Raw genomic sequence first — 21,960 nt, forward strand, 5'->3', positions numbered from 1 at the left:
CGGCTTTATGCGTTCCGAGGGATGACCCCTCCGGCGTCCTGGCCTGCTTCACCGTTCTCGTCCTTACGTAGTTGCAATCGAAGCGTCGGCTTGACGACCTTGCCGCCGGCATTACGCGGCAGTTCGTCGACGATCACGAGGTCCTTGGGATGCTTGAAGCGGGCCAGATTCTCGTTGAGGTACGGCTCGAGGTCGTCGAGGGTCAGATCGTCGACGCCCTCGGCGAGCACGACGACGGCCACCGGCACCTCGCCCCACTTCTCGTGTGCGCGACCGATGATCGCCGCCTCGGCGATCTTCTCGTGGCCGAACAGCACGTTCTCGACCTCGGCGCAGTAGATGTTCTCTCCGCCGGAGATGATCATGTCCTTGGCGCGGTCCACGACGTAGAGGAAGCCCTCATCGTCCTGGCGGACGAGGTCTCCGGAATGGAACCAGCCACCGTGGAAGGCATCTGCGGTGCCCTGCGGGTTCTGCCAGTAGCCGATCATCATGTTGGGACCGCGATAAACGATCTCACCGACCTCGCCGGGGGCGACGTCGTTCATCTCCGGGTCGACGACGCGGGCGGTGACGGCCGGCACCACCTTGCCGATCGAACCGATCTTGCGCAGGGCATCCTTGCCCTCGAGGACACAGGTGATCGGCGACATCTCGGTCTGGCCGAACACCGCGACGTTCAATGCGTCCGGGAAGGTCTCGTTCATCGCGCGCAGCACCGTGTCCGACGCCGGGGCCGCACCCCAGCTGATGACCCGCAGTTTGAGATCGCGGGGCCGGGCCTGCTGCGCGGCACACACCGCCTGCCACTGCGCTGGGACCAGAAAGATCGAGGTGGTGCCCTCCCGCTCGAGGGTGTCGAGCATGTCATCGGGGTCGAAGGCCCCGAGCGGGTGGATCACCGACAGCGCACCCATGTAGATCAGCGGCGCCATCGCGCCGAGTCCGGCGATGTGGAACATCGGCGCCACACACGAGCCCACGTCGTCGGGTCGGGTACTCAGCGCCTGCAGACAGGTGACGGCCTGGGCCTGCAGATTCTGGTGGGTGAGCATGGCGCCCTTGGGCTTTCCGGTGGTACCCGAGGTGTACATGATCAGTGCGACCGACTCCTCGGGAACGTCGATCTCGGGGAGATCCGACGAATCCTCGGCGACGAGGTCTTCGAACTTCAGGTGCGCGGGGTTGTCGGTGTCACCGACGACGATCGTCGCGTCGATCGCCCCGGTCGAGGCACTCACCGCGTCGGCCAGCGGCGCGAGAAGGGACTCGGTGATGATGATCTTGGCACCGGAATCGTTGACCAGGAACGCGATCTCCGCCGGACTCATCCGGACGTTGACCGGCACCGGGATGGCCCCGATCAGGTTGGCGCCCATCACGGCCTCGACGTACTCGGAGCGGTTCAGCAACACCAGCAGGATGCGGTCGCCGAAGCCCACGCCGCGTCGGCTCAGTGCGGCGGCGAACCCGCGCGTGCGTTCGTCGAGTTGCTTCCACGTGGTGAGGGTGCCCAGGAACTTCAGGGCCGGCCCGTCGGGATTCATGAACGCATGCCGGCGGACCTGGTTGTTCCAATGGTTACGACGAGACCGGAGTGGTTCGGTGGTGAGGTCGGCGGTGTTGTCGATCGTGGCGGTCATCGTGGCGTTCTCTCCTTGGTGTGCTTCGCGGATACGCTTGTGCGGCAATGATGTACGTGCGGCGCCTGTGCTCGGCGGCAGGTCCGGGGATCAGCCTCGTCGGCCGGTGAAGGCGGCGAGCGCCGCGCGGAATTCCGGCGACTGGAGCAACTCGGTCTGCCCGTCGAGTTCCCGCTCGATCGCGGGCTCGAAGCCGGGCATCGTGTGCGCGTCGAGGGCCGCCTTGGTCAGACGCACCGCCGAGGGCGACAGACCCGCGAGTTTGTCGACCGCTGCGGCGACCTTCGCGTCGAGTGCTGCGCGGTCCTCGAGGACCTCGGTGACCAGTCCGGCGTCGTATGCCGCAGGCGCCCGGAGCTTTTCGCCAAGGAGTGCCATCGCATTGGCGCGCGCCCGACCGACTGCGGCGGCCACCAGCATCGAGGCCCCGCCGTCGGGCATCAGACCGATGTTGATGAAGGCGAGTAGGAAGTACGACCGGGCGGTGGCATAGATCAGGTCGGCGCCCAGTGCCAGCGAGGCACCGATTCCCGCCGCGGCCCCGTCGACCGAAGCAATCACCGGCACGGGCACCGCACGCAATGCGCGGGCCAGATCCGAGCCGGAGGCGATGATCCCGTGCGCCTGCTCGCGACCCAGTCCGTCGAGGCCACCGCCGTGAGCGATGGAGGTGACGTCGGCGCCGGTGCTGAAACTGCCTCCCGCACCATCGATGACGACCACGCGAACGGAGTCGTCGGCCGTCCACTTCGTCAATGCCTCGACGATGCGTCGATTGGCGTCGGTGTCGAGGGCGTTCATCCGCTCGGGCCGCGAGATCGTCAGCCGCGCCACGCCCCTGTCGTCGAGTGACTCGATCACGCCGGGAGCCTCCTGCGCCCCGCCGGCCACGTCGTCGATCGTCGTGTTCTCGCTCACCGCTCTCCTGACTCTCGCCGCTGTCCGCATCTGCGGGCGCAGGCCTCACGGTACACCACCATGAGATCTGAATCACGAGAATATCGATTAACATATATTTTATCAACAAGCGCTTCAGCAGCAGTTTTCGTGAAATTTTCCTGGATCGTCTCTGCGAATGAACCATCCGACTACGCTGTCGACGTGACCATCCGGAGTACGCCCCGGCGGCGGCCGGTCGATCGCCGCAAACACCTCATCGAGGTGGCGGCGCGTGCGTTCAGCGATGGCGGCTATCACGCGGTCCGTCTCGACGACATCGCCGAGGCCGCAGACGTGTCGGCACCGGCGCTGTATCGCCACTTCCCCAACAAATACGCCCTGTTCGCCGAGGCCACCACGGTCTTGGCGGACCGTCTCGCCGCAGCCACCTCGGACGTCCCGGCCGAGACCGATCCACGCCGGGAGTTGCATGCACTGTTGGCAGCCATCGCGGCGACCTCGATCGAGAACCGGCGCACCGGCGGTCTCTATCGCTGGGAATCGCGGTATCTGAGCGGGGCCGACGCCGCACACGTGCGTGCGGTGGTGATCGCACAGCATCGTCGTATCCGGTCGGCGATTCTGCGCGCGCGCACCGATCTCGACCGCGACGACGCCGACACCCTCGCCGCCGCGATGACCAGTGTCGTGGCCAGCCCCGCCACCCATCGGGCCACTCTGCCGGCACCAGAGGTGCAACAACTGCTCTGCGACGCGGCGATGAGCCTGCTCGACCTCGATCTCCTCGAATCCGCCGCGTCGGATCCCGTGACCGGACCCGGACTCTCCCCGACGGGCAGACGCGAGATCATCCTGTCCGAATCGATCGCCCTGTTCGCCGTCCGAGGCTTCCACGACGTGACGATCGAGGAGATCGGGCAGGCCGCGGGCATCCCGGCCTCCGGGGTCTACCGGCATTTCACCAGCAAGGTGGCGATTCTCGAGGCAGCGTTCTGGCGAGCCTCCGACCGTACCACCGCCAGTATCGCCGACGCCCTCGCCGCGTCGCGGACGCCGGCCGACGCAGTGGCGCACATGGTGCGGCGCTACATCGACCTATGTTGTGCTGCACCGGAATTGATGACCGTCTACCTGTCCGAAGCGGGCCATCTCGAGGCCCGTACCCGGACCGCGCTGCGCACCCAGCAACGCCGCAACGTCGAGGAGTGGGCAGCCTGGGTATGTCGGGCGCACCCCGACGTCGACGCGAGCCGAGCGCGCTTCCTGGTCCATGCCGAACTGGCGGTCGTCGCCGATCTGGTTCGCGGCTCCCAGCCGCCCGCGCCGGCTCGCATCGACGCGATCGGTCGACGAATTCTCTTGACCCGGTCAGTTATTCGACGACCGTGAACCCCGCCAGCATCCAGCGTCCGTCCTGTTTGGTGAGCGTCACCAACACCCTGGACTGATACGGGATGCCTTGGGGCACCTCGCTCGTCAGCTCCGGTGAGGTGATGGTCTGATCCAGGCTGACGAGCACGACGGCGTTGTCGGCGCTCATCGACTCGATACCCCCGTGTGCGGCGGTGGCCTTGGAGACTCCCTTGGCGTTGGCGTTACCCGCTCGGGCGTCCTGCGAGGACGCGATGAACGTCTTGGCGAAGTCGGGGGTGGAGATCTGGAGGATACGCGCGTCGAGATCGCCGTAGTTCGACGAGTCGTAGGTGGTCAGCGTCGCGGCGTAGTTCTTGGCGGTGTCGATCACGGTCTTCCGGTCGGCATCGGACGGCCCGGCGGCCGCCGCACTGTCGGCGCTGTGCAGGCGATAGGCCAGCACACCGGTGGACACCCCGAGTCCGACCACGAGCACGACGAGCACCGCAACCACCGCGAACAGGGCACGGCTCCCGCCCACCGTCAGGCGCCGGCGCCGTGCGGGTCCCGACGTCGCAGCCGACTCGTCGTCACCGAGTTTGCGCGGCACCCGATCCGGGTCCGACGAGCGGGCCGCCTTGCGTTCGGCGTCGGCGCGCAACCGCTCGCGCTCGCGGCGATTGGCCTCGAGGAAGCCCTCGCCGTCGAGCGGCGTGGGTTCCGAGATCCCCGATCCGGCACGCTCACCTGCACCGACCGAGTCCTCGCCCGCTGTTACGGTGTCGACGTCTCCCCTGGTCTCACTCTCATCGCCATCGCCGGCGAGCGAGCTCTCGTCCACTGGAGAACTCTGCGTTGATCGGCGTGCTGACTTGGGCATGGCCACCAATGTAGCGGCAGTATCTGTGGCGCCGGTCACGGGCAGACATATCAAACATATGATTCGGAGGCGGCCGTGATGATCCACGGGCGACGCACGCACCCGGATTCGACCCGACGCCGAATGCGTGGCGCACTCACCTCGACGGTCTACGGTGGCACCAATGAAATCCAGCGCGACATCATCGGCACGACCCTCGGCGTCCGAGCGTCCGGAAGGTCGCGCGGGCGGCGCCGACGACCGTGCGCGCCTGCGCCGCCGCCCGCAGCTGTCCGAGGAGGTCGCCGCGCATCTGCGGCACCTGATCATGACCGCGGACTTCCGGCCCGGCGAGTACATCCGCCTCGACGAGACCGCCGAGCGGCTCGGGGTGAGCGTGACACCGGTCCGCGAGGCCCTGCTCACGCTGCGCGGTGAGGGAATGGTCAGCCTCGAGCCTCATCGCGGTTACCGGGTCTCCGATCTCGACCGCATCGACGTCGACGACCTCTTCTGGCTGCAAGGTGAGATCGCGGTGAAGCTCGCTCTGCGCACCGCCGAGGTGATCACCTCCGAGGAAATCGCCGACCTCGAGTGGTGTAACCAGAAGTTGCGCTCGACCGTGGCCTCCGGCGACACGGCGGCCATCATCGACGCGGAATTCGAGTTCCACCGGCGCCACAACGTGATCGCGGCCGGGAAGAAACTCGCCTGGTTCCTGCTCTCGGCGGCGCGCTACACCCCCACCCAGCTCTACGCCTCCGACCCGGAATGGGGCGAGGTCGCCGTGGACAGTCACGACCGACTGATCGCGGCCTACCGCGCCGGCGATCGCGACGAGGTGATCGCTCAGACCCGCCGCCAATTCGACGACGGCGCCGAGCGACTGGTGAAACACCTTGAGCAGACCGGCATCTGGAACGACGTCGACAGCTGAAATCGCGTTGGACGTAGGGTCAGACGTTCCCCAGGTCCGCCGAGACCCACTGATCTGTCCGGACGGTCACGCGGGTCTGGGTACCGTGCTCGGCGGCGGCGAACTCGACATAGCCGTCCACCTTCTCGGCCGGCAGATATCGCGCGGCCATCTCCACGAGATCGGCACGCGTACCCGGTACGGAGTCGATCACCGGCCCGGACACCGCGACGTACCGGATCGACGGGTCGAGACGCTCGACCATCAGCGAACAGCGTCCGGCAGTGTCGAGCAGGCGCATCTTGCGTGAATCGGCTCCGGTCAGAAACCACAGGTCGCCGCCTGGGGTGTACTGATACCAGATCGGCACCACCAGCGGAGCGCGGTCGGCACCCGCCTCGATCGAGAGCGCACCAATATGGGGCTCGGCCAGAAAAGCTTGTCGTTCTTCGATACTCAGAGCCATGTCACCAGGGTAGGCCCCCGGCCTGCCGGATGCGTCAAGCAGCGACGGCCTCGTCAGCGACACAGCGAGGGCGACGCACGCAGGCCGTGGGGTAATGTCGCTGCTCGGGCACGAGATGCCCACCGGGGCGGTAGCTCAGTCGGTTAGAGCCGCGGACTCATAATCCGTAGGTCGCGGGTTCGAGCCCCGCCCGCCCCACCATCACCCAGCCGCAGTTCCGGGTGATCTTGTGCCGGCAACCGGGCACAGGATCACCCGGAATCACCAGAAGGTACCCGCGAACTGGCGTTTTGTTCTTTGCCCGATCCATGCGCTAGAGTCAGCGTTCGGTTCTGATGCCGCCCCGACGGGGTGACAACGGCACCACCCGAGCAGTCCCCCATAGCTCAATTGGCAGAGCATTCGACTGTTAATCGAACGGTTACTGGTTCGAGTCCAGTTGGGGGAGCTTAAGAAACCGCCTGGTCACGGGCGGTTTTTTCTTTGTCTTGATACCTCTCGTGGGTTATGCCGTGGGCTATCCATCCAGCCCCTACTCCCGCATCGCTCCGTCAGGGCTAAACCCACACGGACACGGCCCCGGCTGGTGGTCTCCTCGCCCCTGGTCTCCATACACTGGGAGACATGACCTGACAGACCGCGCCCCACGGCGACCCCTCGCTTCTTAGACACCCAACTGGGGTGATCCCTGCCGACGCAGGAGATCCGATGGGAAGCGAGAACCATGCAGGACATTTTGGAACGCGAGCGACCATACGTGACGGTCGACCGTGCCGCCGAACTTCTCGATGTGCATCCGCGAACCATCCGACGCGCTATCGAACGCGGCGAGGTCAGGGCACGCTACTTCGGGCGCTGCCTACGCGTCGAGACCCGGACTCTCTTCGGCGAGGTGTTCGGGCGCGAGGTGGCGTGATGCAGGCAGACGTGGCCGTGCTGCCTGCCACTGACGCACGGGCGCTCACCGACCGCATCAAGGTCGGCGTTGACGCTGTGTGGGAGCTGATCAAGCAAGCGTATGTGGAACGCGCATGGCAATCCCTCGGCTACACGTCGTGGGATGACTACTGCACCCGCGAGTTTGGGTCTTCGAGACTTCGACTACCACGTGAAGAACGATCGGAAGTCGTTGCGTCACTACGTGAATCCGGGTTGTCGATCCGGTCTATCGCGAGTGCGACCGGGCTGAACAAACAGACGGTCAACAACACCACTCGTGAGCTGTCCGGAAACCAGACACCTGCCGCCGACCCCGCACCCATCACCGGCACCGACGGTAAGCGGTACAAGTCCAGGCCGAAGCCACCTCCAATGAGTGAGGAACAGCTACGCAAGGAGAAGCCGGAGATGACCAAGCGCCACTTCGTCAATGAGGACAGTCCCGAGAGCATCACGCGGACCTTGGCAGACGATGCAGACATGGCACGCCGTCTGATGACCGTCGCGGGCAAGAGCCGAGACACAATCGAGATCAACAGCGCGGCTAGGCCAATCGACCTTCGCCTTTGCGAACGAATCGGCATCGACATCGCGGAGGGCGACCGAACAGTCATGGTGGCAGACGCAATCCGCCAGCGAATCGTCGCGGGCACCACCAGCGTGGCCGACGGCGCTGTCATGATCCGAAATGGGAAGAGGTACTGAAGAAATGACATATGTGACAACGGGAGTCGTGGTGGATCACTGTCCACGCTGCGGAGCATCTGGGGTGCCGATGGCGTGGGGAGCGGGCTACGACGGCGAGGTCCATCTCTACAAGCATTCGCCGGGGATCGCCTACGAAGGCAAGCACCAACGCGGCGCGAAGTGCGACGGGCCGGACGACCTGTTCTTCTACCTGCTCCGAGAGTCGAAGATGGCGCTTGCCGGTCCAAGTAAGCGATGCCCAACCACCGACGATGGATGGTGCCTGTGAACCACCCTCTCGACCGCAGTGACCCGTGGGTGTGAACCGCCCCGGGTTTGTCGGAGGCTCTCGAACCTGTGAAGGATGGAGAGCATGGCAGCACCACGCAAGTACAGTGAGGAACTCAAGGAGCGGGCTACCCGAATGGCGGTGGAAGCGCGACGGGACCCGGAGTCCTCGCGCGGCGCGGTCAAGCGGATTGCCGATCAGCTCGGGGTGCATCCCGAGGCGTTGCGCAACTGGGTTCGTCAGGCTGAGATCGACGGCGGTGTGCGGGCGGGCACCACCACCGAGGATGCCGACCGGATCGCGCAGTTGGAGCGGGAGAACCGCGAGCTGCGGCGGGCCAATGTTATCTCAGGTCTGTTCGGTCGTTTGAATGGTTGAACAGGGAGTTCGTGTCATGAACAGTGTCTATGACACTGCCTGCTTCGAGGCGATGAGTGCGGAGTTGGCCGTGGAGCCGGGCGACTTGGTCGCGCAATTCACGATTTTCGGTATCGAGTTCGCGGATGCGAACGTGCGCGAGAGCGAGACGCTGCCGCAGTGAGGCATCCGACCCCCGCTCGATACCGACGGTGGCGGCCGGGACCGCCGGCGAGGTGGTGAGGCGACGGATGTCATCGCGGAACTCGGCCTGGTTGTAGAGCCAGGCCCGGGAGACTCCGGCGCGGGCGGCAATGTCGGTGACAGTGAACCTTTTCCCGGTCTCCTTGAGCTCATGCAGGGTTCGTCGGGCACGGGCAAGAGTGTCCATTCGGCGTCGCTGGGCGGCTGCGACGAGGTGGTGACTGTTGTCAGTCGGCATCGGATGATCCCTCTCGGCAGCAGGATGTATCGGTCGCGGGGTCCTCACCGCAGCGGCAGTGACTGTCACCTTCGAGGGTGGTGATGATGGTGAGCAGGTTGGTTTCGACGGTGCGGTTCATCTCGGCGAGACGGGTGTGGCCGTCCGCGTCGGCGCGGGCGATCAGCGTTCGGGTGTCGTCGAGTTGTTTGTGATGGTGCGGTAGGAACTCGGCGGTGGTGACGAACAGTGGGCAGGTCAGGCACGCGTTGGCATGCGGGCACGATTTCTGTAGTGGCAGACCGCAATAGCCGTTCGGAAGGACCATGGTGGCTCGGGACAGGTTCTGTTTCATCCACTCGGCATCGGCGAGTGGGCCGTCGATGGTGGTGTCGACGGGTTCGCCGCGGATGTTGATCTTCTGGGCGCGTTCCCACTGCTCACGGATGGTGGTGTCCGCCAGGCGTGCGTAGACCGCGGTCATCGTATGGCTGGTGTGATCGAGCAGACGCCGGACCACTTCCTGAGGCACCTCGTTGTTGATCAGTCGAGTCGCGTAGGTATGCCGGAACTGGTGTGCGGTGACATACACCGGACTTCCGAGTTCGTCTGTGATATTTCTACTTTCAAGCCAGAGTCCGAGCTGGCGGACGAAGGTGGCGGTGGGCATCGGCAACCGGCCGTCGGGGTTGGATGTCGTGCGCGGCAGCAACACCGCGGTGGTCGGGAACCGCTGCCGGGTGCGTGCCTGTTGCGCCTCGATCATGGCGGTGAGCTCGTCGTCGATGGGCACGATCGCGTCGCGTCGCATCTTGTGGTTGCGGTAGCGCAGATAGACCGCGCTCTGTCGGTCTCGAATCAGACAGTCCAGAGGCAACCGGGTCGCATCGCCTACACGCAGGCCGGTGCGGATGAGGATCTCCACCAGGAGCCGGATCCGAGGGTCGGCGATCCGGTCGAGGTTGTCGGTGCTTTCGATCTGGTTCATGACGAACTCGGGAATGAACCGTGGCCGGGATGTCTCGTCGCGGCGAGGATGGTCACTGGGATACAACTCGGCGTCGGCCGACAACGACGCCCAACGGTGCTGACGGACAGCACGCAGAAACCCGGCGACGGAACTGATGTCGCTACTGCGGGTCTTCGGGTGGGGAACCTCGACAGCGAGTCGGGCCAGGTATCCCTCCAACGCTGCCCGATCGAGATGCGCCGGGCCGGGCGCCGTGGTCAACCCGGGTGTCAGCTGTGACAGTCGCACCAGCGCGATCCGGTCCTTGCGCAGCTGACCCACCCCGAGCCCACACGATATCCGCCAGCGGCACCAGCGTTTGGCCAGCTCACGGAGCCATGGTGGGTGCACAGGGGTGAAATCGCATCGAGCATCGTCCCCGGCGGCGATGCCGAGCCGCCGTAGCAGCCACACATCTCGCCGGTATTCACCGTCCCATCCGGTGTCGTCGCGCAGGTCGTGCAGTCGCTCGATCGCGAAGCCGAGAAATGCTCGAGGCGAGTTGGTCGCGGCGGAGGCCGGTAGCCCGGCGAGCCACTCGGTCAGTGAACGCTCGAGCAGCGATTCGACACCGGAGGTGGCCAGATGGTCCAACAGTGGTTTGATCGAGCGTGGTGTGGTGCGGGTCCGGTGCGTATCGACCCGGCATTGCAGCGTGTACTGGATCTCGAGCCGCAGGTGCGGTGGCATCGCTCGCAGATCGAATCGGTCCTCGCCGTAGTGGGCGCAGTAGCTGATGAACTCGTCGACAGGTGGGCGGCCCCGTTGGCGCCAGCGGACATGGTGGGAACGACACCAGCCTTGTCCCAACTCGGCCCACAAGCGGCATTCCGGGATCGCGCAGATCGTAGTCTGTTCGCCGTCCACGTGCGGATGCCACTGCGCCACCGGTGGTCGTCCTGCCTTGTCCCAGTCTCGGGAATGCTTGTAGCACAGCTGATACCGATGCTGACCGAACCCGCATTCGGTGATCGAACACGACTGCAGCGGTCGATGGCCTGTCACCTCGGGATCCGCGGTGGCTGCCCAGGTCTGTCGGTCCGGATGGCCGGCACGCGTCCACCGATGACGATGCGCCAGGCACAGCCCGCCGTAACGGCTCGAGTGCACGCATCCCCGGACCATGCACGCGGGCGTGCCGAGAATCGGATCACCGACTGCCGGCACCAACACATCGACGCGGAACTCCGGGCGTACCACGGACGTCAACTGTCGCGCCGCTGCGGGAACGAGGGTCCTCGCCGCCGCCTCGGCACTCATTGTTGTTCCTGCTTTTCCGGAAGCCAGCCCACTGCCACCAACGCTCGCCGCGCATCCTCGACTTTCAGGTGTGCGTAGGCGTCGCTGGTGGTGGCGATCGAGGCATGTCCGAGCAGATGCTGTACCACCTCCACCGGCACCCCGCGACGCAACAACTCCGTCGCATAGGAATGACGAAAGGTGTGCGGACCGAATCGGATTCCGGTCCGAGACCGGATCCGGCAGACCAAGTCGTAGACACTGGGATAGGTCAGCGGATACCCGATCCGACCGGACCACAGGTTGACGAACACGTAGTCGCTGTCCAGGTCGCCGTACTCGCCGTGCAGGTAGTCGGCATAGAGGCGGATCACTCGGGCTGGTACCGGTACCTGCCGGGATCGTCCGCTCTTGGCCCGCGCCCGATTCACGTTCACACGCGGCACCACCGACACCAGCCGAGATGCAGCGTCGATGTCACTGTGCCGCAACCCCAATGCCTCACCCACCCGAAGCCCGGACTCGGCGAGCAGGACGAGCAGGAACCGGTCCCGCAGCCGATCGCACGCGGCCACGATCACCGAGACCTGATCGGTGTCGAGCGTGTCGGGAATGCTCCGATCGTCCCGCAGCCGGATCCGTTTGGTACGTTCCAGTCGAGATCCCAAGTGCGCCAGCAACGGACGCCATGACCCACCGTGCACTTCGCGCCGTTGCCAGGTTGTCAGGAGATCACCCAGATCCACGCCGTGACGTTGATGGAACTCGTAGAACGCCGACACCGCGGACAGTTTCCGGTTCACCGTCGCTTCCGAGCACACGCTCTCCGCGGTCGGCAAAGCGGCCACGCCGGCCGCCCGTGCCACCAGCGGCAGTCGCAGCCACGCAACGAAACGGCCCACATCCTCGAGGTGCACCCGCGACCACACCAGTGCGCGCTGGTTCAGGAACTCGAACCAGTCCCGCAGGTCATACGCGTAGGCCTTGACGGTGTTCGGTGAGTGTTCGATCGCGTGCAGATGCGACAAGAACCCCTCGATCGGTGCCACCACCGATGAATCGCGATCGACAACCGTCCACGATTCCGAATCGCCGAATGGCATCGCCACCGACTGCACTCGCAGACTACGGCTCGTCATGGACACCAAAGATAACCTGTCTACGGCACACTTCCCGGCATCTCGACCGGCGTGTCGTTTACATCCTTGACTACCTTGGTCGGGCCTCAGATAACGAACACGATCTTGAAGCAGGCGTCGGCTTTTTTCGCGGCGGAGATCGACCGCCCACAGCGTTGATCGTGGAGTTCGTCGCCGCGTATCGCGATGAACACGGAGTCGATCCGATCTGCGCGGCCCTGCGCGACACGGCCGCCCAGATCGCTCCGTCCACGGTACGAGCCCACCTGAGCCCACAGAAGACCGAGGCGCCACGAGCAGTTCGTGACCGCGAGATGCTCGGTGAGATCCGCACCGTGCACGCCGACAATCTCGGTGTCTACGGTGCTCGCAAAGTACACGCCGAACTCTGTAGAAAGGGGTTCGGCGTGGCCCGCTGCACCGTCGAACGATTGATGAAAGCCGATGGGCTGCAGGGGATACCGCGGTTGAAGACACGTAAGACCACTCGCAGTGAGGGAGCCGAGACGCCACAGCCGGCTGATCGGGTCAAACGGCAGTTCACCGCCCAAGCGCCGAATGCCTTGTGGGTCGCCGACCTGACCTACATCCGCACCCACTCCGGCTGGGTATATGCGGCATTCATCCTCGATGTGTTCTCCCGCATGGTCGTCGGCTGGCAGGTGTCCACGACCATGCATACCGGCCTCGCGCTCGATGCCCTGGACATGGGGTTGTGGGCGCGCTCGCGGGCCGGCCAGGATGTGGCCGGGCTGATCCACCACTCCGACCGCGGAGTGCAGTATCGAGCCATTCGTTACACCGAACGTCTCGCCGAGGCGGATGCGGTGACTTCTGTTGGCTCCAAAGGTGATTCGTACGATAATGCGATGGCCGAGGCGTTCAACTCGCTGTTCAAAGCCGAGTGCGTTCGTAACCCAGTGATGCGCCCGCGTGGTGGTTGGGGCGGTGTCGGCGAGGTCGAAATCGCGGTCGCCGAATACATCGAATGGTTCAACCACCGACGCCTGCACGGCGAGATCGGACACGTCCCGCCCGTCGAGTACGAGGCCGCCTACTGGGCGACCCACACAGCCACCAGCTACCGTGAGAACCCGGTCCCAGCAATCGCTGGAACCAACTAACCGAGCCTCCAGCAAACCCGGGGCGATTCAGTGTGGGCCTACCTGGAACAGGCCGAAACTGAACCGTCCTGGGTCTGGTGGAGACCGTGATCTCACCAGGAGAATACGGATATGGGAGCACCACGGAAGTTCGACCAGGAGACCCGTGAGCGGGCGGTGAGGATGTATCGGGATCGGCTTGCCGAGCCCGGCGAGTCCAAGTCAGGAGCGCGTCGTCATGTCGGGGAGTTGCTCGACATCAATCCGGCGACGCTACGCAACTGGATCGAGAAGGACACTCCGATCGTCTCCGGATCGGGGACGACGGTGGCCGCCCATGACGCGGAATTGCGTGAACTTCGGCGGGAGAACGCCGAATTACGCAGAGCCAATGTTATCTGAGGCCCGACCAAGGTAGTCAAGGATGTAAACGACACGCCGGTCGAGATGCCGGGAAGTGTGCCGTAGACAGGTTATCTTTGGTGTCCATGACGAGCCGTAGTCTGCGAGTGCAGTCGGTGGCGATGCCATTCGGCGATTCGGAATCGTGGACGGTTGTCGATCGCGATTCATCGGTGGTGGCACCGATCGAGGGGTTCTTGTCGCATCTGCACGCGATCGAACACTCACCGAACACCGTCAAGGCCTACGCGTATGACCTGCGGGACTGGTTCGAGTTCCTGAACCAGCGCGCACTGGTGTGGTCGCGGGTGCACCTCGAGGATGTGGGCCGTTTCGTTGCGTGGCTGCGACTGCCGCTGGTGGCACGGGCGGCCGGCGTGGCCGCTTTGCCGACCGCGGAGAGCGTGTGCTCGGAAGCGACGGTGAACCGGAAACTGTCCGCGGTGTCGGCGTTCTACGAGTTCCATCAACGTCACGGCGTGGATCTGGGTGATCTCCTGACAACCTGGCAACGGCGCGAAGTGCACGGTGGGTCATGGCGTCCGTTGCTGGCGCACTTGGGATCTCGACTGGAACGTACCAAACGGATCCGGCTGCGGGACGATCGGAGCATTCCCGACACGCTCGACACCGATCAGGTCTCGGTGATCGTGGCCGCGTGCGATCGGCTGCGGGACCGGTTCCTGCTCGTCCTGCTCGCCGAGTCCGGGCTTCGGGTGGGTGAGGCATTGGGGTTGCGGCACAGTGACATCGACGCTGCATCTCGGCTGGTGTCGGTGGTGCCGCGTGTGAACGTGAATCGGGCGCGGGCCAAGAGCGGACGATCCCGGCAGGTACCGGTACCAGCCCGAGTGATCCGCCTCTATGCCGACTACCTGCACGGCGAGTACGGCGACCTGGACAGCGACTACGTGTTCGTCAACCTGTGGTCCGGTCGGATCGGGTATCCGCTGACCTATCCCAGTGTCTACGACTTGGTCTGCCGGATCCGGTCTCGGACCGGAATCCGATTCGGTCCGCACACCTTTCGTCATTCCTATGCGACGGAGTTGTTGCGTCGCGGGGTGCCGGTGGAGGTGGTACAGCATCTGCTCGGACATGCCTCGATCGCCACCACCAGCGACGCCTACGCACACCTGAAAGTCGAGGATGCGCGGCGAGCGTTGGTGGCAGTGGGCTGGCTTCCGGAAAAGCAGGAACAACAATGAGTGCCGAGGCGGCGGCGAGGACCCTCGTTCCCGCAGCGGCGCGACAGTTGACGTCCGTGGTACGCCCGGAGTTCCGCGTCGATGTGTTGGTGCCGGCAGTCGGTGATCCGATTCTCGGCACGCCCGCGTGCATGGTCCGGGGATGCGTGCACTCGAGCCGTTACGGCGGGCTGTGCCTGGCGCATCGTCATCGGTGGACGCGTGCCGGCCATCCGGACCGACAGACCTGGGCAGCCACCGCGGATCCCGAGGTGACAGGCCATCGACCGCTGCAGTCGTGTTCGATCACCGAATGCGGGTTCGGTCAGCATCGGTATCAGCTGTGCTACAAGCATTCCCGAGACTGGGACAAGGCAGGACGACCACCGGTGGCGCAGTGGCATCCGCACGTGGACGGCGAACAGACTACGATCTGCGCGATCCCGGAATGCCGCTTGTGGGCCGAGTTGGGACAAGGCTGGTGTCGTTCCCACCATGTCCGCTGGCGCCAACGGGGCCGCCCACCTGTCGACGAGTTCATCAGCTACTGCGCCCACTACGGCGAGGACCGATTCGATCTGCGAGCGATGCCACCGCACCTGCGGCTCGAGATCCAGTACACGCTGCAATGCCGGGTCGATACGCACCGGACCCGCACCACACCACGCTCGATCAAACCACTGTTGGACCATCTGGCCACCTCCGGTGTCGAATCGCTGCTCGAGCGTTCACTGACCGAGTGGCTCGCCGGGCTACCGGCCTCCGCCGCGACCAACTCGCCTCGAGCATTTCTCGGCTTCGCGATCGAGCGACTGCACGACCTGCGCGACGACACCGGATGGGACGGTGAATACCGGCGAGATGTGTGGCTGCTACGGCGGCTCGGCATCGCCGCCGGGGACGATGCTCGATGCGATTTCACCCCTGTGCACCCACCATGGCTCCGTGAGCTGGCCAAACGCTGGTGCCGCTGGCGGATATCGTGTGGGCTCGGGGTGGGTCAGCTGCGCAAGGACCGGATCGCGCTGGTGCGACTGTCACAGCTGACACCCGGGTTGACCACGGCGCCCGGCCCGGCGCATCTCGATCGGGCAGCGTTGGAGGGATACCTGGCCCGACTCGCTGTCGAGGTTCCCCACCCGAAGACCCGCAGTAGCGACATCAGTTCCGTCGCCGGGTTTCTGCGTGCTGTCCGTCAGCACCGTTGGGCGTCGTTGTCGGCCGACGCCGAGTTGTATCCCAGTGACCATCCTCGCCGCGACGAGACATCCCGGCCACGGTTCATTCCCGAGTTCGTCATGAACCAGATCGAAAGCACCGACAACCTCGACCGGATCGCCGACCCTCGGATCCGGCTCCTGGTGGAGATCCTCATCCGCACCGGCCTGCGTGTAGGCGATGCGACCCGGTTGCCTCTGGACTGTCTGATTCGAGACCGACAGAGCGCGGTCTATCTGCGCTACCGCAACCACAAGATGCGACGCGACGCGATCGTGCCCATCGACGACGAGCTCACCGCCATGATCGAGGCGCAACAGGCACGCACCCGGCAGCGGTTCCCGACCACCGCGGTGTTGCTGCCGCGCACGACATCCAACCCCGACGGCCGGTTGCCGATGCCCACCGCCACCTTCGTCCGCCAGCTCGGACTCTGGCTTGAAAGTAGAAATATCACAGACGAACTCGGAAGTCCGGTGTATGTCACCGCACACCAGTTCCGGCATACCTACGCGACTCGACTGATCAACAACGAGGTGCCTCAGGAAGTGGTCCGGCGTCTGCTCGATCACACCAGCCATACGATGACCGCGGTCTACGCACGCCTGGCGGACACCACCATCCGTGAGCAGTGGGAACGCGCCCAGAAGATCAACATCCGCGGCGAACCCGTCGACACCACCATCGACGGCCCACTCGCCGATGCCGAGTGGATGAAACAGAACCTGTCCCGAGCCACCATGGTCCTTCCGAACGGCTATTGCGGTCTGCCACTACAGAAATCGTGCCCGCATGCCAACGCGTGCCTGACCTGCCCACTGTTCGTCACCACCGCCGAGTTCCTACCGCACCATCACAAACAACTCGACGACACCCGAACGCTGATCGCCCGCGCCGACGCGGACGGCCACACCCGTCTCGCCGAGATGAACCGCACCGTCGAAACCAACCTGCTCACCATCATCACCACCCTCGAAGGTGACAGTCACTGCCGCTGCGGTGAGGACCCCGCGACCGATACATCCTGCTGCCGAGAGGGATCATCCGATGCCGACTGACAACAGTCACCACCTCGTCGCAGCCGCCCAGCGACGCCGAATGGACACTCTTGCCCGTGCCCGACGAACCCTGCATGAGCTCAAGGAGACCGGGAAAAGGTTCACTGTCACCGACATTGCCGCCCGCGCCGGAGTCTCCCGGGCCTGGCTCTACAACCAGGCCGAGTTCCGCGATGACATCCGTCGCCTCACCACCTCGCCGGCGGTCCCGGCCGCCACCGTCGGTATCGAGCGGGGGTCGGATGCCTCACTGCGGCAGCGTCTCGCTCTCGCGCACGTTCGCATCCGCGAACTCGATACCGAAAATCGTGAATTGCGCGACCAAGTCGCCCGGCTCCACGGCCAACTCCGCACTCATCGCCTCGAAGCAGGCAGTGTCATAGACACTGTTCATGACACGAACTCCCTGTTCAACCATTCAAACGACCGAACAGACCTGAGATAACGACGGAGATTTTGAAGACAGCGTCGGCGTTTTTCGCCGCGGCGGAGATCGACCGCCGACTTCGTTGATCGTCGAGTATATCGACGCTCACCGCGACCGGTTCGGGGTCGATCCGATCTGCCGGGTACTCACCGAGTACGGAATGCAGATCGCCCCGTCCACCTACTACGCCCACAAACAGCGGGGCACGATCTCGGCAGCGACACTGTCCGAGGCGTATGCCGCGCACGCCGTCTACCAGCAGTTTGAGAAGAACCGCAGTGTGTATGGGGTGCGCAAGATGTATCACACGATGTGGCGTGCCGGTCATATGATGGGACGCGACCAGATCGGCCGGCTGATGGGGATCTGCGGAATCTCCGGCGCGGTTCGTGGCTCGCATCGCATCACTACGACCCGTCGCGACGAGACGGCACCGCGCTTCCCTGATCATGTTGAGCGGCAGTGGAATACACCCACACATCCCGATCAGTGGTGGGTCGCCGACTTTACCTACGTGTGGACATTGGCCGGGTTCGTCTACGTGGCGTTCCTCGTCGATGTGTTCTCACGGCGCATCCTCGGATGGCGGGTCATGACCAGCAAGCACACACCGTTGGTGACCAGTGTGGTCGAACAAGCACTGTTCACTCGACGGAGGTCCGGATTCGCTTTTACTTCAACGGGTTTGGTGCATCACAGCGATGCGGGAAGTCAGTACACGTCGTTGGCGTTCACCGCCGCCTTGACCGAGGCCAACATCACCGGTTCCATCGGATCGGTGGGCGATGCTCTCGACAATGCGCTCATGGAATCGGCGATCGGCCTCTACAAGACCGAGTTGATCGACACCGGCCGCACCTGGACCGATCGGGGCCACGTCGAACGAGAGACCGCCGCCTACGTCCACTGGTTCAACACAGAGCGACTGCACTCGTCTCTGGACTACTGCCCACCCATCGAATACGAGACGCGCTACCGTGACACCGTCGCCTCCAAAGCGGAGGTGGCCTAAACCAGGTCTCCATCCGATCCAGGACGGTTCAAACCGATGCTCACAACCGAGAACTACCAATCTGGCTGCGGGTGTCTCAACTGGCCGTGGCACGGGTTCGGGCAAACGGTCACGCACCCTTCGGACCCGGCAAGCTGCCAAGCCTGCTGAGGGTGGACCGACGCAACCTACCAAGGGCCATCAACAAGGCCGTTCAGTTCGGCTATCTCGTGGACGGGTCGTCCCCACGGTGCCTACTCCCACACCCGTCTCGGTACTACGTCGGCAAACTGAAGAACCGTGGCAGCAAGTATGCGGTGTGCGACTACCACGAAACCGCCGAGACGGAAGAGCTTGCGCGCCTGCTGGACACGGAGGCAACAACAACAGACCTGGACCAGACCAGTGTTGTCATCACATCTGATGACAGTTGTCATCAAAAATGATGACAACGACCCCATCTGACCTGCGGCGATTCAGACGCCCTTCTATGAATCTACATATCCTCACTCACGGGACACGATGAAACCCGGTCGATCAGACCCAGCCTGGTGGGTCGTCGCCACCGACATCGCCTGATTCTTTCATCGCGTTCACCAACAAAGATCCCGTGAATCTGATAGATCGCCAGCTTGCTGGTGATCGCAAATTCCCACCAGCGGGATAGACAGCTATCCAGTAGGTCCACCAGGCACCAACATGTGGAAACGGGGGAAGTCCTCGGCGCTTCGCGCCTGCGGGGAGATTGCGAGCAGCAAAGCTGCTCCACCATTCCAATAACGACTCTCGGAATCAAAGAGGGACGCGAAAGAAAAGCGAGGATGCATTGGGTAGAACGCCAGTGGAACTACCACAAGGCTGGCATATCAACGCGGGGCACGTCACAGCGTGCAATCGCCATGGGATCAACGCGCGCGAGCTGGCCAAGATCTTCAAAGCCTGGGCAAAGGGTCGACGTCGGTCGAACTGGGACCAGATATTCGCGGGACTCATCCGAGCGATCGGAGAGCACGAATTCGACCCTGACCGACTGCACAAGGACATGGTCGGATACGGCGACGTCGAGGACTGGTGGGAACGTGGCTCTGGTTCGAGGATCTGGCTATGACGTGGATCTCGACTGACGAGTGGATCTGCGAAGAGGACGCCATACGTCTGGTGAATCGCAGCCGCTACACACTGCGCAGGTGGAGGCGAAAGAATCACGCGCTGGCCCGCCGACACGAGGGCGATGGTCTCTGGTACAACCGGGCCGCCCTGCTGGCCATTCGCGATTACATGCAGGAACGCTACGACACCCGGCGCATTGTTCCGGGACCAGGGCGCGGCAAGTGGCATTCACGAGATCAGTTGGCGTTCGACTTCGACCAGGAGGGGCCGTAATGGCTACGGGTGCGGATTCTGACGGACTTTCACGCCGATCTGGTATCCACGAGTACCCCACGACTCAAAGATCGGTTCTAAGAGCCGTTCTGGTTGCACGGCGCAACTAAGTATCAGGTGTTTCAGAATCGAATACCTGCCGATCCCGCACCCATCACCCCGAACCTCTCCGTACACCCTACGGAGCGGCGTTGGTCATCACCGGCCCGGACACTTTCGATGAATTCCGGAAGACTTCGAGAACCTTCGCGAAGAAGGTTCTACTAGTAAGGGTAAAAGGTCGTGGTACACCCGTGTGCGACAATCGAAAGACTCGCTACTAGTAGCCGCATTCACACCCACGATGTCTATCCCGTGGGATTCCGAAGAAGAGAGGAGTATGACTCTCAGCCGAGAAAACGTGTTGCGTATCGCAACACCAGGTCGTGTACCGCTCACGGTGTCGAAAACGACACGCGGTGACGTGTCAATCAACCAAAGCCGATCGACGGTCTATGTCGCCCCCGAAGCTGTCGCGGACTTTATCGCGGCCCTCACCGAGGTGATCTCGTGAACGACGAAGTCACCATCGGCAGTGGTTCACGGCAGATACGTGTGACCAAGCTGCGTACACCATCGCCGAACTTCTTACTGGAGCGCGGTACCGCTCATTTCTTCATCACGCCAGATGAATTGACCGAGGTAGTCAACGCGATTGACTCGCTGACTGACAAACCGACCACGGTCACGCCAGCCAAGTGGGGACTTGGCAAGATATTTCGCTCTGGAGATTCGCTATGAGCCACTACAAGCCACACACCAGGGATCGCAGCGTCGACCCGCATGAGATCTCGGTACTTCGCCAAGGCGACGACCAACTGAGTGTCTTTGTGGGCCTAAGAGAAGTGGCAACCAGAATCCCCATTTGTTTGGCCGAGGAGATCGCGGACGCCATCATGGATTGGTGTGAAACGCATTGACCATCGACTACAGCCGAATTCGGGGCGGCGAGGTGACCATGCGCGACTCCGATGCCCATCCAGGATTCGTGTCGGTCAGGCTTAGAACCTATTCCAAGACTTACATGTTCGCCTGGCCCGCTGAGCGCCTCGTGGATCTGGCGAATGCCATAGTCGATCACCTGAGCGGTGATCGTGAAGATGAAGAATTCGAGGACGAATAAATGACGATAAGCATTCACGCGCTAGGCAATGCCTTCCAGCAGCTCGGCGTGGCTATCAAACACCCACGCCCTGTACAGCTGGCTCTCCAGCGCCACGAAAAGCTGTCAGCGTTCACGGGCCAGCAGCTACCGAACGCGGCTGAGCTGGCCGCAGCTGGAGACATCGACGGAGCCTGTGCAGCTATCACGCTCACCGCTCAGGTGGACACCTTGCGACATAACGGCGCTCTGACGCTGACCGAGAACGCCATCACCGAAGCCGTGGCCAACGTGGACAACGCGAACAAGTACCTTGCGCAGGTCGCTGACATCGTGACCGAACACGCACTGAACGTGGAACGTCTGGCCGGTGAGCTACCCACCAACCGTCCTGACTGGGCCTCGTGGGAAGTGGCGTCCCGTCTCGGCTACGGTTCGCAGCTGGGATCTCTGCTGGACAGCGCGAACGCACTACAGCTATACGCACGTAAGGTTGCGGGCGCACTCCTGGTGTCACCCCGCGACCGGATGGGCCGTGTCACCGCTGTGGCGCATACCCTCTTCGAGGTGCCCGATGAACTGACATTCGCGAAAGCCGTTCACGCGCAACACAACTGTGACATGGCGGTAGATCTACACCAGACATCCACTGTCGACGGTATCGTCCAGGTGGCCATCGGTGCCTATACCCCGGTCTCGCTGGCACCCGTCACGACAGCCGCAGACTTCCATGAACGATTCGATGGATGGGTGCGAGCAATCGCGTTCACTCAGAGTGCACGAGCTGCGGAGGCGTTCGCCAATGCATGAGCCGACCGAAGAACAGCGACGCG

The 21,960-nt window shown here is 63.7% G+C and carries 20 protein-coding genes, 2 tRNA genes, 3 pseudogenes and 2 other annotated features; of the genes and pseudogenes, 18 read left to right on the forward strand and 7 right to left on the reverse strand.

What is annotated here, in order from left to right:
• Window positions 1–5 precede the first annotated feature (5 nt).
• Together fadD5 and AC5ZH6_RS15865 are read right to left on the reverse strand one after the other, a co-directional pair.
• Window positions 6–1,643, reverse strand: a complete 1,638-nt coding sequence (gene fadD5, locus AC5ZH6_RS15860) for a fatty-acid--CoA ligase FadD5 (RefSeq protein WP_496167478.1) — start codon at window positions 1,641–1,643, stop codon at window positions 6–8.
• Between the two features lie 90 nt (window positions 1,644–1,733).
• Window positions 1,734–2,561, reverse strand: a complete 828-nt coding sequence (locus AC5ZH6_RS15865) for an enoyl-CoA hydratase-related protein (RefSeq protein WP_265076618.1) — start codon at window positions 2,559–2,561, stop codon at window positions 1,734–1,736.
• A 183-nt stretch (window positions 2,562–2,744) separates the two neighbouring features.
• On the opposite strand from AC5ZH6_RS15865, the gene AC5ZH6_RS15870 reads away from it, so the two are divergent.
• A complete protein-coding gene (locus AC5ZH6_RS15870) occupies window positions 2,745–3,932 on the forward strand; it encodes a TetR/AcrR family transcriptional regulator (protein WP_211544517.1) in 1,188 nt (395 codons plus the stop codon).
• Here AC5ZH6_RS15870 and AC5ZH6_RS15875 read toward each other — a convergent pair.
• On the reverse strand, window positions 3,916–4,776 hold the full coding sequence (locus AC5ZH6_RS15875; protein WP_496167479.1) for an Rv1363c family protein: 861 nt from the start codon (window positions 4,774–4,776) through the stop codon (window positions 3,916–3,918). The genes AC5ZH6_RS15870 and AC5ZH6_RS15875 overlap by 17 nt on opposite strands.
• A 114-nt stretch (window positions 4,777–4,890) precedes the next feature.
• On the opposite strand from AC5ZH6_RS15875, the pseudogene AC5ZH6_RS15880 reads away from it, so the two are divergent.
• Window positions 4,891–4,980, forward strand: a pseudogene (locus tag AC5ZH6_RS15880) (acyl-CoA dehydrogenase family protein); the annotation flags it as partial.
• Window positions 4,940–5,692, forward strand: coding sequence for a GntR family transcriptional regulator (locus AC5ZH6_RS15885; RefSeq protein ID WP_006371488.1), 753 nt, complete (start codon window positions 4,940–4,942; stop codon window positions 5,690–5,692). The pseudogene AC5ZH6_RS15880 and the gene AC5ZH6_RS15885, both read left to right, overlap by 41 nt.
• Window positions 5,693–5,711: 19 nt before the next feature.
• Here AC5ZH6_RS15885 and AC5ZH6_RS15890 read toward each other — a convergent pair whose 3' ends face one another.
• Window positions 5,712–6,137 carry a pyridoxamine 5'-phosphate oxidase family protein gene (locus tag AC5ZH6_RS15890; protein ID WP_265076620.1) on the reverse strand — a complete coding sequence of 142 codons (426 nt, stop codon included), beginning with the start codon at window positions 6,135–6,137 and terminating at the stop codon, window positions 5,712–5,714.
• A 124-nt stretch (window positions 6,138–6,261) separates the two neighbouring features.
• Between AC5ZH6_RS15890 and AC5ZH6_RS15895 the strand changes: the two genes are divergently transcribed.
• The 6 genes from AC5ZH6_RS15895 (at window position 6,262) to AC5ZH6_RS15920 (ending at window position 8,430) form a co-directional block, all read left to right on the forward strand.
• Window positions 6,262–6,338, forward strand: a tRNA-Ile gene (locus AC5ZH6_RS15895).
• Between the two features lie 174 nt (window positions 6,339–6,512).
• Window positions 6,513–6,585, forward strand: a tRNA-Asn gene (locus tag AC5ZH6_RS15900).
• A gap of 309 nt (window positions 6,586–6,894) precedes the next feature.
• Window positions 6,895–7,053 (forward strand): helix-turn-helix domain-containing protein, encoded by a 159-nt coding sequence (locus tag AC5ZH6_RS15905; RefSeq protein ID WP_265076621.1) that lies wholly within the window; start codon window positions 6,895–6,897, stop codon window positions 7,051–7,053.
• Window positions 7,053–7,781 (forward strand): hypothetical protein, encoded by a 729-nt coding sequence (locus AC5ZH6_RS15910; protein ID WP_265076622.1) that lies wholly within the window; start codon window positions 7,053–7,055, stop codon window positions 7,779–7,781. Before AC5ZH6_RS15905 ends, AC5ZH6_RS15910 begins: the two co-directional genes overlap by 1 nt.
• Before the next feature lie 70 nt (window positions 7,782–7,851).
• Entirely contained in the window at window positions 7,852–8,052 is a 201-nt protein-coding gene (locus tag AC5ZH6_RS15915) for a hypothetical protein (protein ID WP_265076623.1), read from the forward strand.
• An 84-nt stretch (window positions 8,053–8,136) separates the two neighbouring features.
• Window positions 8,137–8,430 (forward strand): transposase, encoded by a 294-nt coding sequence (locus AC5ZH6_RS15920; RefSeq protein ID WP_496167481.1) that lies wholly within the window; start codon window positions 8,137–8,139, stop codon window positions 8,428–8,430.
• On the opposite strand, the gene AC5ZH6_RS15925 is transcribed toward AC5ZH6_RS15920, so the two are convergent.
• From AC5ZH6_RS15925 to AC5ZH6_RS15935, 3 genes are read right to left on the reverse strand one after another with little or no spacing between them, the layout of a single operon-like run.
• Window positions 8,396–8,851: a DUF6262 family protein gene (locus tag AC5ZH6_RS15925; RefSeq protein ID WP_496167482.1), complete on the reverse strand. Its 456-nt coding sequence runs from the start codon at window positions 8,849–8,851 to the stop codon at window positions 8,396–8,398. The two genes, AC5ZH6_RS15920 and AC5ZH6_RS15925, sit on opposite strands and share 35 nt — an antisense overlap.
• Window positions 8,841–11,099, reverse strand: a complete 2,259-nt coding sequence (locus AC5ZH6_RS15930) for a tyrosine-type recombinase/integrase (protein ID WP_496167484.1) — start codon at window positions 11,097–11,099, stop codon at window positions 8,841–8,843. Before AC5ZH6_RS15930 ends, AC5ZH6_RS15925 begins: the two co-directional genes overlap by 11 nt.
• Window positions 11,096–12,217 carry a tyrosine-type recombinase/integrase gene (locus AC5ZH6_RS15935; protein WP_496167486.1) on the reverse strand — a complete coding sequence of 374 codons (1,122 nt, stop codon included), beginning with the start codon at window positions 12,215–12,217 and terminating at the stop codon, window positions 11,096–11,098. Before AC5ZH6_RS15935 ends, AC5ZH6_RS15930 begins: the two co-directional genes overlap by 4 nt.
• Window positions 12,218–12,336: 119 nt before the next feature.
• Window positions 12,337–12,465: a sequence feature (AL1L pseudoknot), on the forward strand.
• Between AC5ZH6_RS15935 and AC5ZH6_RS15940 the strand changes: the two genes are divergently transcribed.
• The 9 genes and pseudogenes from AC5ZH6_RS15940 to AC5ZH6_RS15980 all read left to right on the forward strand — a co-directional run bounded on the left by AC5ZH6_RS15940 (window position 12,379) and on the right by AC5ZH6_RS15980 (window position 21,937).
• A complete protein-coding gene (locus AC5ZH6_RS15940) occupies window positions 12,379–13,341 on the forward strand; it encodes an IS3 family transposase (protein WP_496167487.1) in 963 nt (320 codons plus the stop codon). It overlaps the preceding feature by 87 nt.
• A 111-nt stretch (window positions 13,342–13,452) precedes the next feature.
• A pseudogene (locus AC5ZH6_RS15945) lies at window positions 13,453–13,719 on the forward strand (transposase); the annotation flags it as partial.
• An 89-nt stretch (window positions 13,720–13,808) separates the two neighbouring features.
• The gene (locus AC5ZH6_RS15950) at window positions 13,809–14,930 is read left to right on the forward strand and encodes a tyrosine-type recombinase/integrase (RefSeq protein WP_496167486.1); all 1,122 of its coding nucleotides are present in this window, start codon (window positions 13,809–13,811) and stop codon (window positions 14,928–14,930) included.
• On the forward strand, window positions 14,927–17,185 hold the full coding sequence (locus AC5ZH6_RS15955) for a tyrosine-type recombinase/integrase (RefSeq protein ID WP_496167484.1): 2,259 nt from the start codon (window positions 14,927–14,929) through the stop codon (window positions 17,183–17,185). Before AC5ZH6_RS15950 ends, AC5ZH6_RS15955 begins: the two co-directional genes overlap by 4 nt.
• A gap of 40 nt (window positions 17,186–17,225) precedes the next feature.
• Window positions 17,226–18,624: pseudogene (locus AC5ZH6_RS15960) on the forward strand (IS3 family transposase).
• Window positions 17,656–17,787, forward strand: a sequence feature (AL1L pseudoknot). Its footprint overlaps the pseudogene before it by 132 nt.
• 1,083 nt (window positions 18,625–19,707) lie before the next feature.
• Window positions 19,708–19,986, forward strand: coding sequence for a hypothetical protein (locus tag AC5ZH6_RS15965; RefSeq protein ID WP_265076625.1), 279 nt, complete (start codon window positions 19,708–19,710; stop codon window positions 19,984–19,986).
• A gap of 549 nt (window positions 19,987–20,535) precedes the next feature.
• Window positions 20,536–20,766 carry a DUF515 domain-containing protein gene (locus tag AC5ZH6_RS15970; RefSeq protein WP_265076626.1) on the forward strand — a complete coding sequence of 77 codons (231 nt, stop codon included), beginning with the start codon at window positions 20,536–20,538 and terminating at the stop codon, window positions 20,764–20,766.
• Window positions 20,767–20,941: 175 nt separating this feature from the next.
• Entirely contained in the window at window positions 20,942–21,148 is a 207-nt protein-coding gene (locus tag AC5ZH6_RS15975; RefSeq protein WP_265076627.1) for a hypothetical protein, read from the forward strand.
• Entirely contained in the window at window positions 21,149–21,937 is a 789-nt protein-coding gene (locus AC5ZH6_RS15980) for a hypothetical protein (protein ID WP_265076628.1), read from the forward strand.
• Window positions 21,938–21,960 lie beyond the last annotated feature (23 nt).

Source organism: Gordonia sp. YC-XJ4 (assembly GCF_059511865.1).

What these genes read in the sequence shown, in the direction of transcription:
- fadD5 (WP_496167478.1), bottom strand. Translation starts at nt 1,643, where the DNA reads ATGACCGCCACGATCGACAACACCGCCGACCTCACCACCGAACCACTC.
- AC5ZH6_RS15875 (WP_496167479.1), bottom strand. Translation starts at nt 4,776, where the DNA reads ATGCCCAAGTCAGCACGCCGATCAACGCAGAGTTCTCCAGTGGACGAG.
- AC5ZH6_RS15885 (WP_006371488.1), top strand. Translation starts at nt 4,940, where the DNA reads ATGAAATCCAGCGCGACATCATCGGCACGACCCTCGGCGTCCGAGCGT.
- AC5ZH6_RS15890 (WP_265076620.1), bottom strand. Translation starts at nt 6,137, where the DNA reads ATGGCTCTGAGTATCGAAGAACGACAAGCTTTTCTGGCCGAGCCCCAT.
- AC5ZH6_RS15910 (WP_265076622.1), top strand. Translation starts at nt 7,053, where the DNA reads ATGCAGGCAGACGTGGCCGTGCTGCCTGCCACTGACGCACGGGCGCTC.
- AC5ZH6_RS15915 (WP_265076623.1), top strand. Translation starts at nt 7,852, where the DNA reads ATGGCGTGGGGAGCGGGCTACGACGGCGAGGTCCATCTCTACAAGCAT.
- AC5ZH6_RS15920 (WP_496167481.1), top strand. Translation starts at nt 8,137, where the DNA reads ATGGCAGCACCACGCAAGTACAGTGAGGAACTCAAGGAGCGGGCTACC.
- AC5ZH6_RS15925 (WP_496167482.1), bottom strand. Translation starts at nt 8,851, where the DNA reads ATGCCGACTGACAACAGTCACCACCTCGTCGCAGCCGCCCAGCGACGC.
- AC5ZH6_RS15930 (WP_496167484.1), bottom strand. Translation starts at nt 11,099, where the DNA reads ATGAGTGCCGAGGCGGCGGCGAGGACCCTCGTTCCCGCAGCGGCGCGA.
- AC5ZH6_RS15935 (WP_496167486.1), bottom strand. Translation starts at nt 12,217, where the DNA reads ATGACGAGCCGTAGTCTGCGAGTGCAGTCGGTGGCGATGCCATTCGGC.
- AC5ZH6_RS15950 (WP_496167486.1), top strand. Translation starts at nt 13,809, where the DNA reads ATGACGAGCCGTAGTCTGCGAGTGCAGTCGGTGGCGATGCCATTCGGC.
- AC5ZH6_RS15955 (WP_496167484.1), top strand. Translation starts at nt 14,927, where the DNA reads ATGAGTGCCGAGGCGGCGGCGAGGACCCTCGTTCCCGCAGCGGCGCGA.
- AC5ZH6_RS15965 (WP_265076625.1), top strand. Translation starts at nt 19,708, where the DNA reads ATGACGTGGATCTCGACTGACGAGTGGATCTGCGAAGAGGACGCCATA.
- AC5ZH6_RS15980 (WP_265076628.1), top strand. Translation starts at nt 21,149, where the DNA reads ATGACGATAAGCATTCACGCGCTAGGCAATGCCTTCCAGCAGCTCGGC.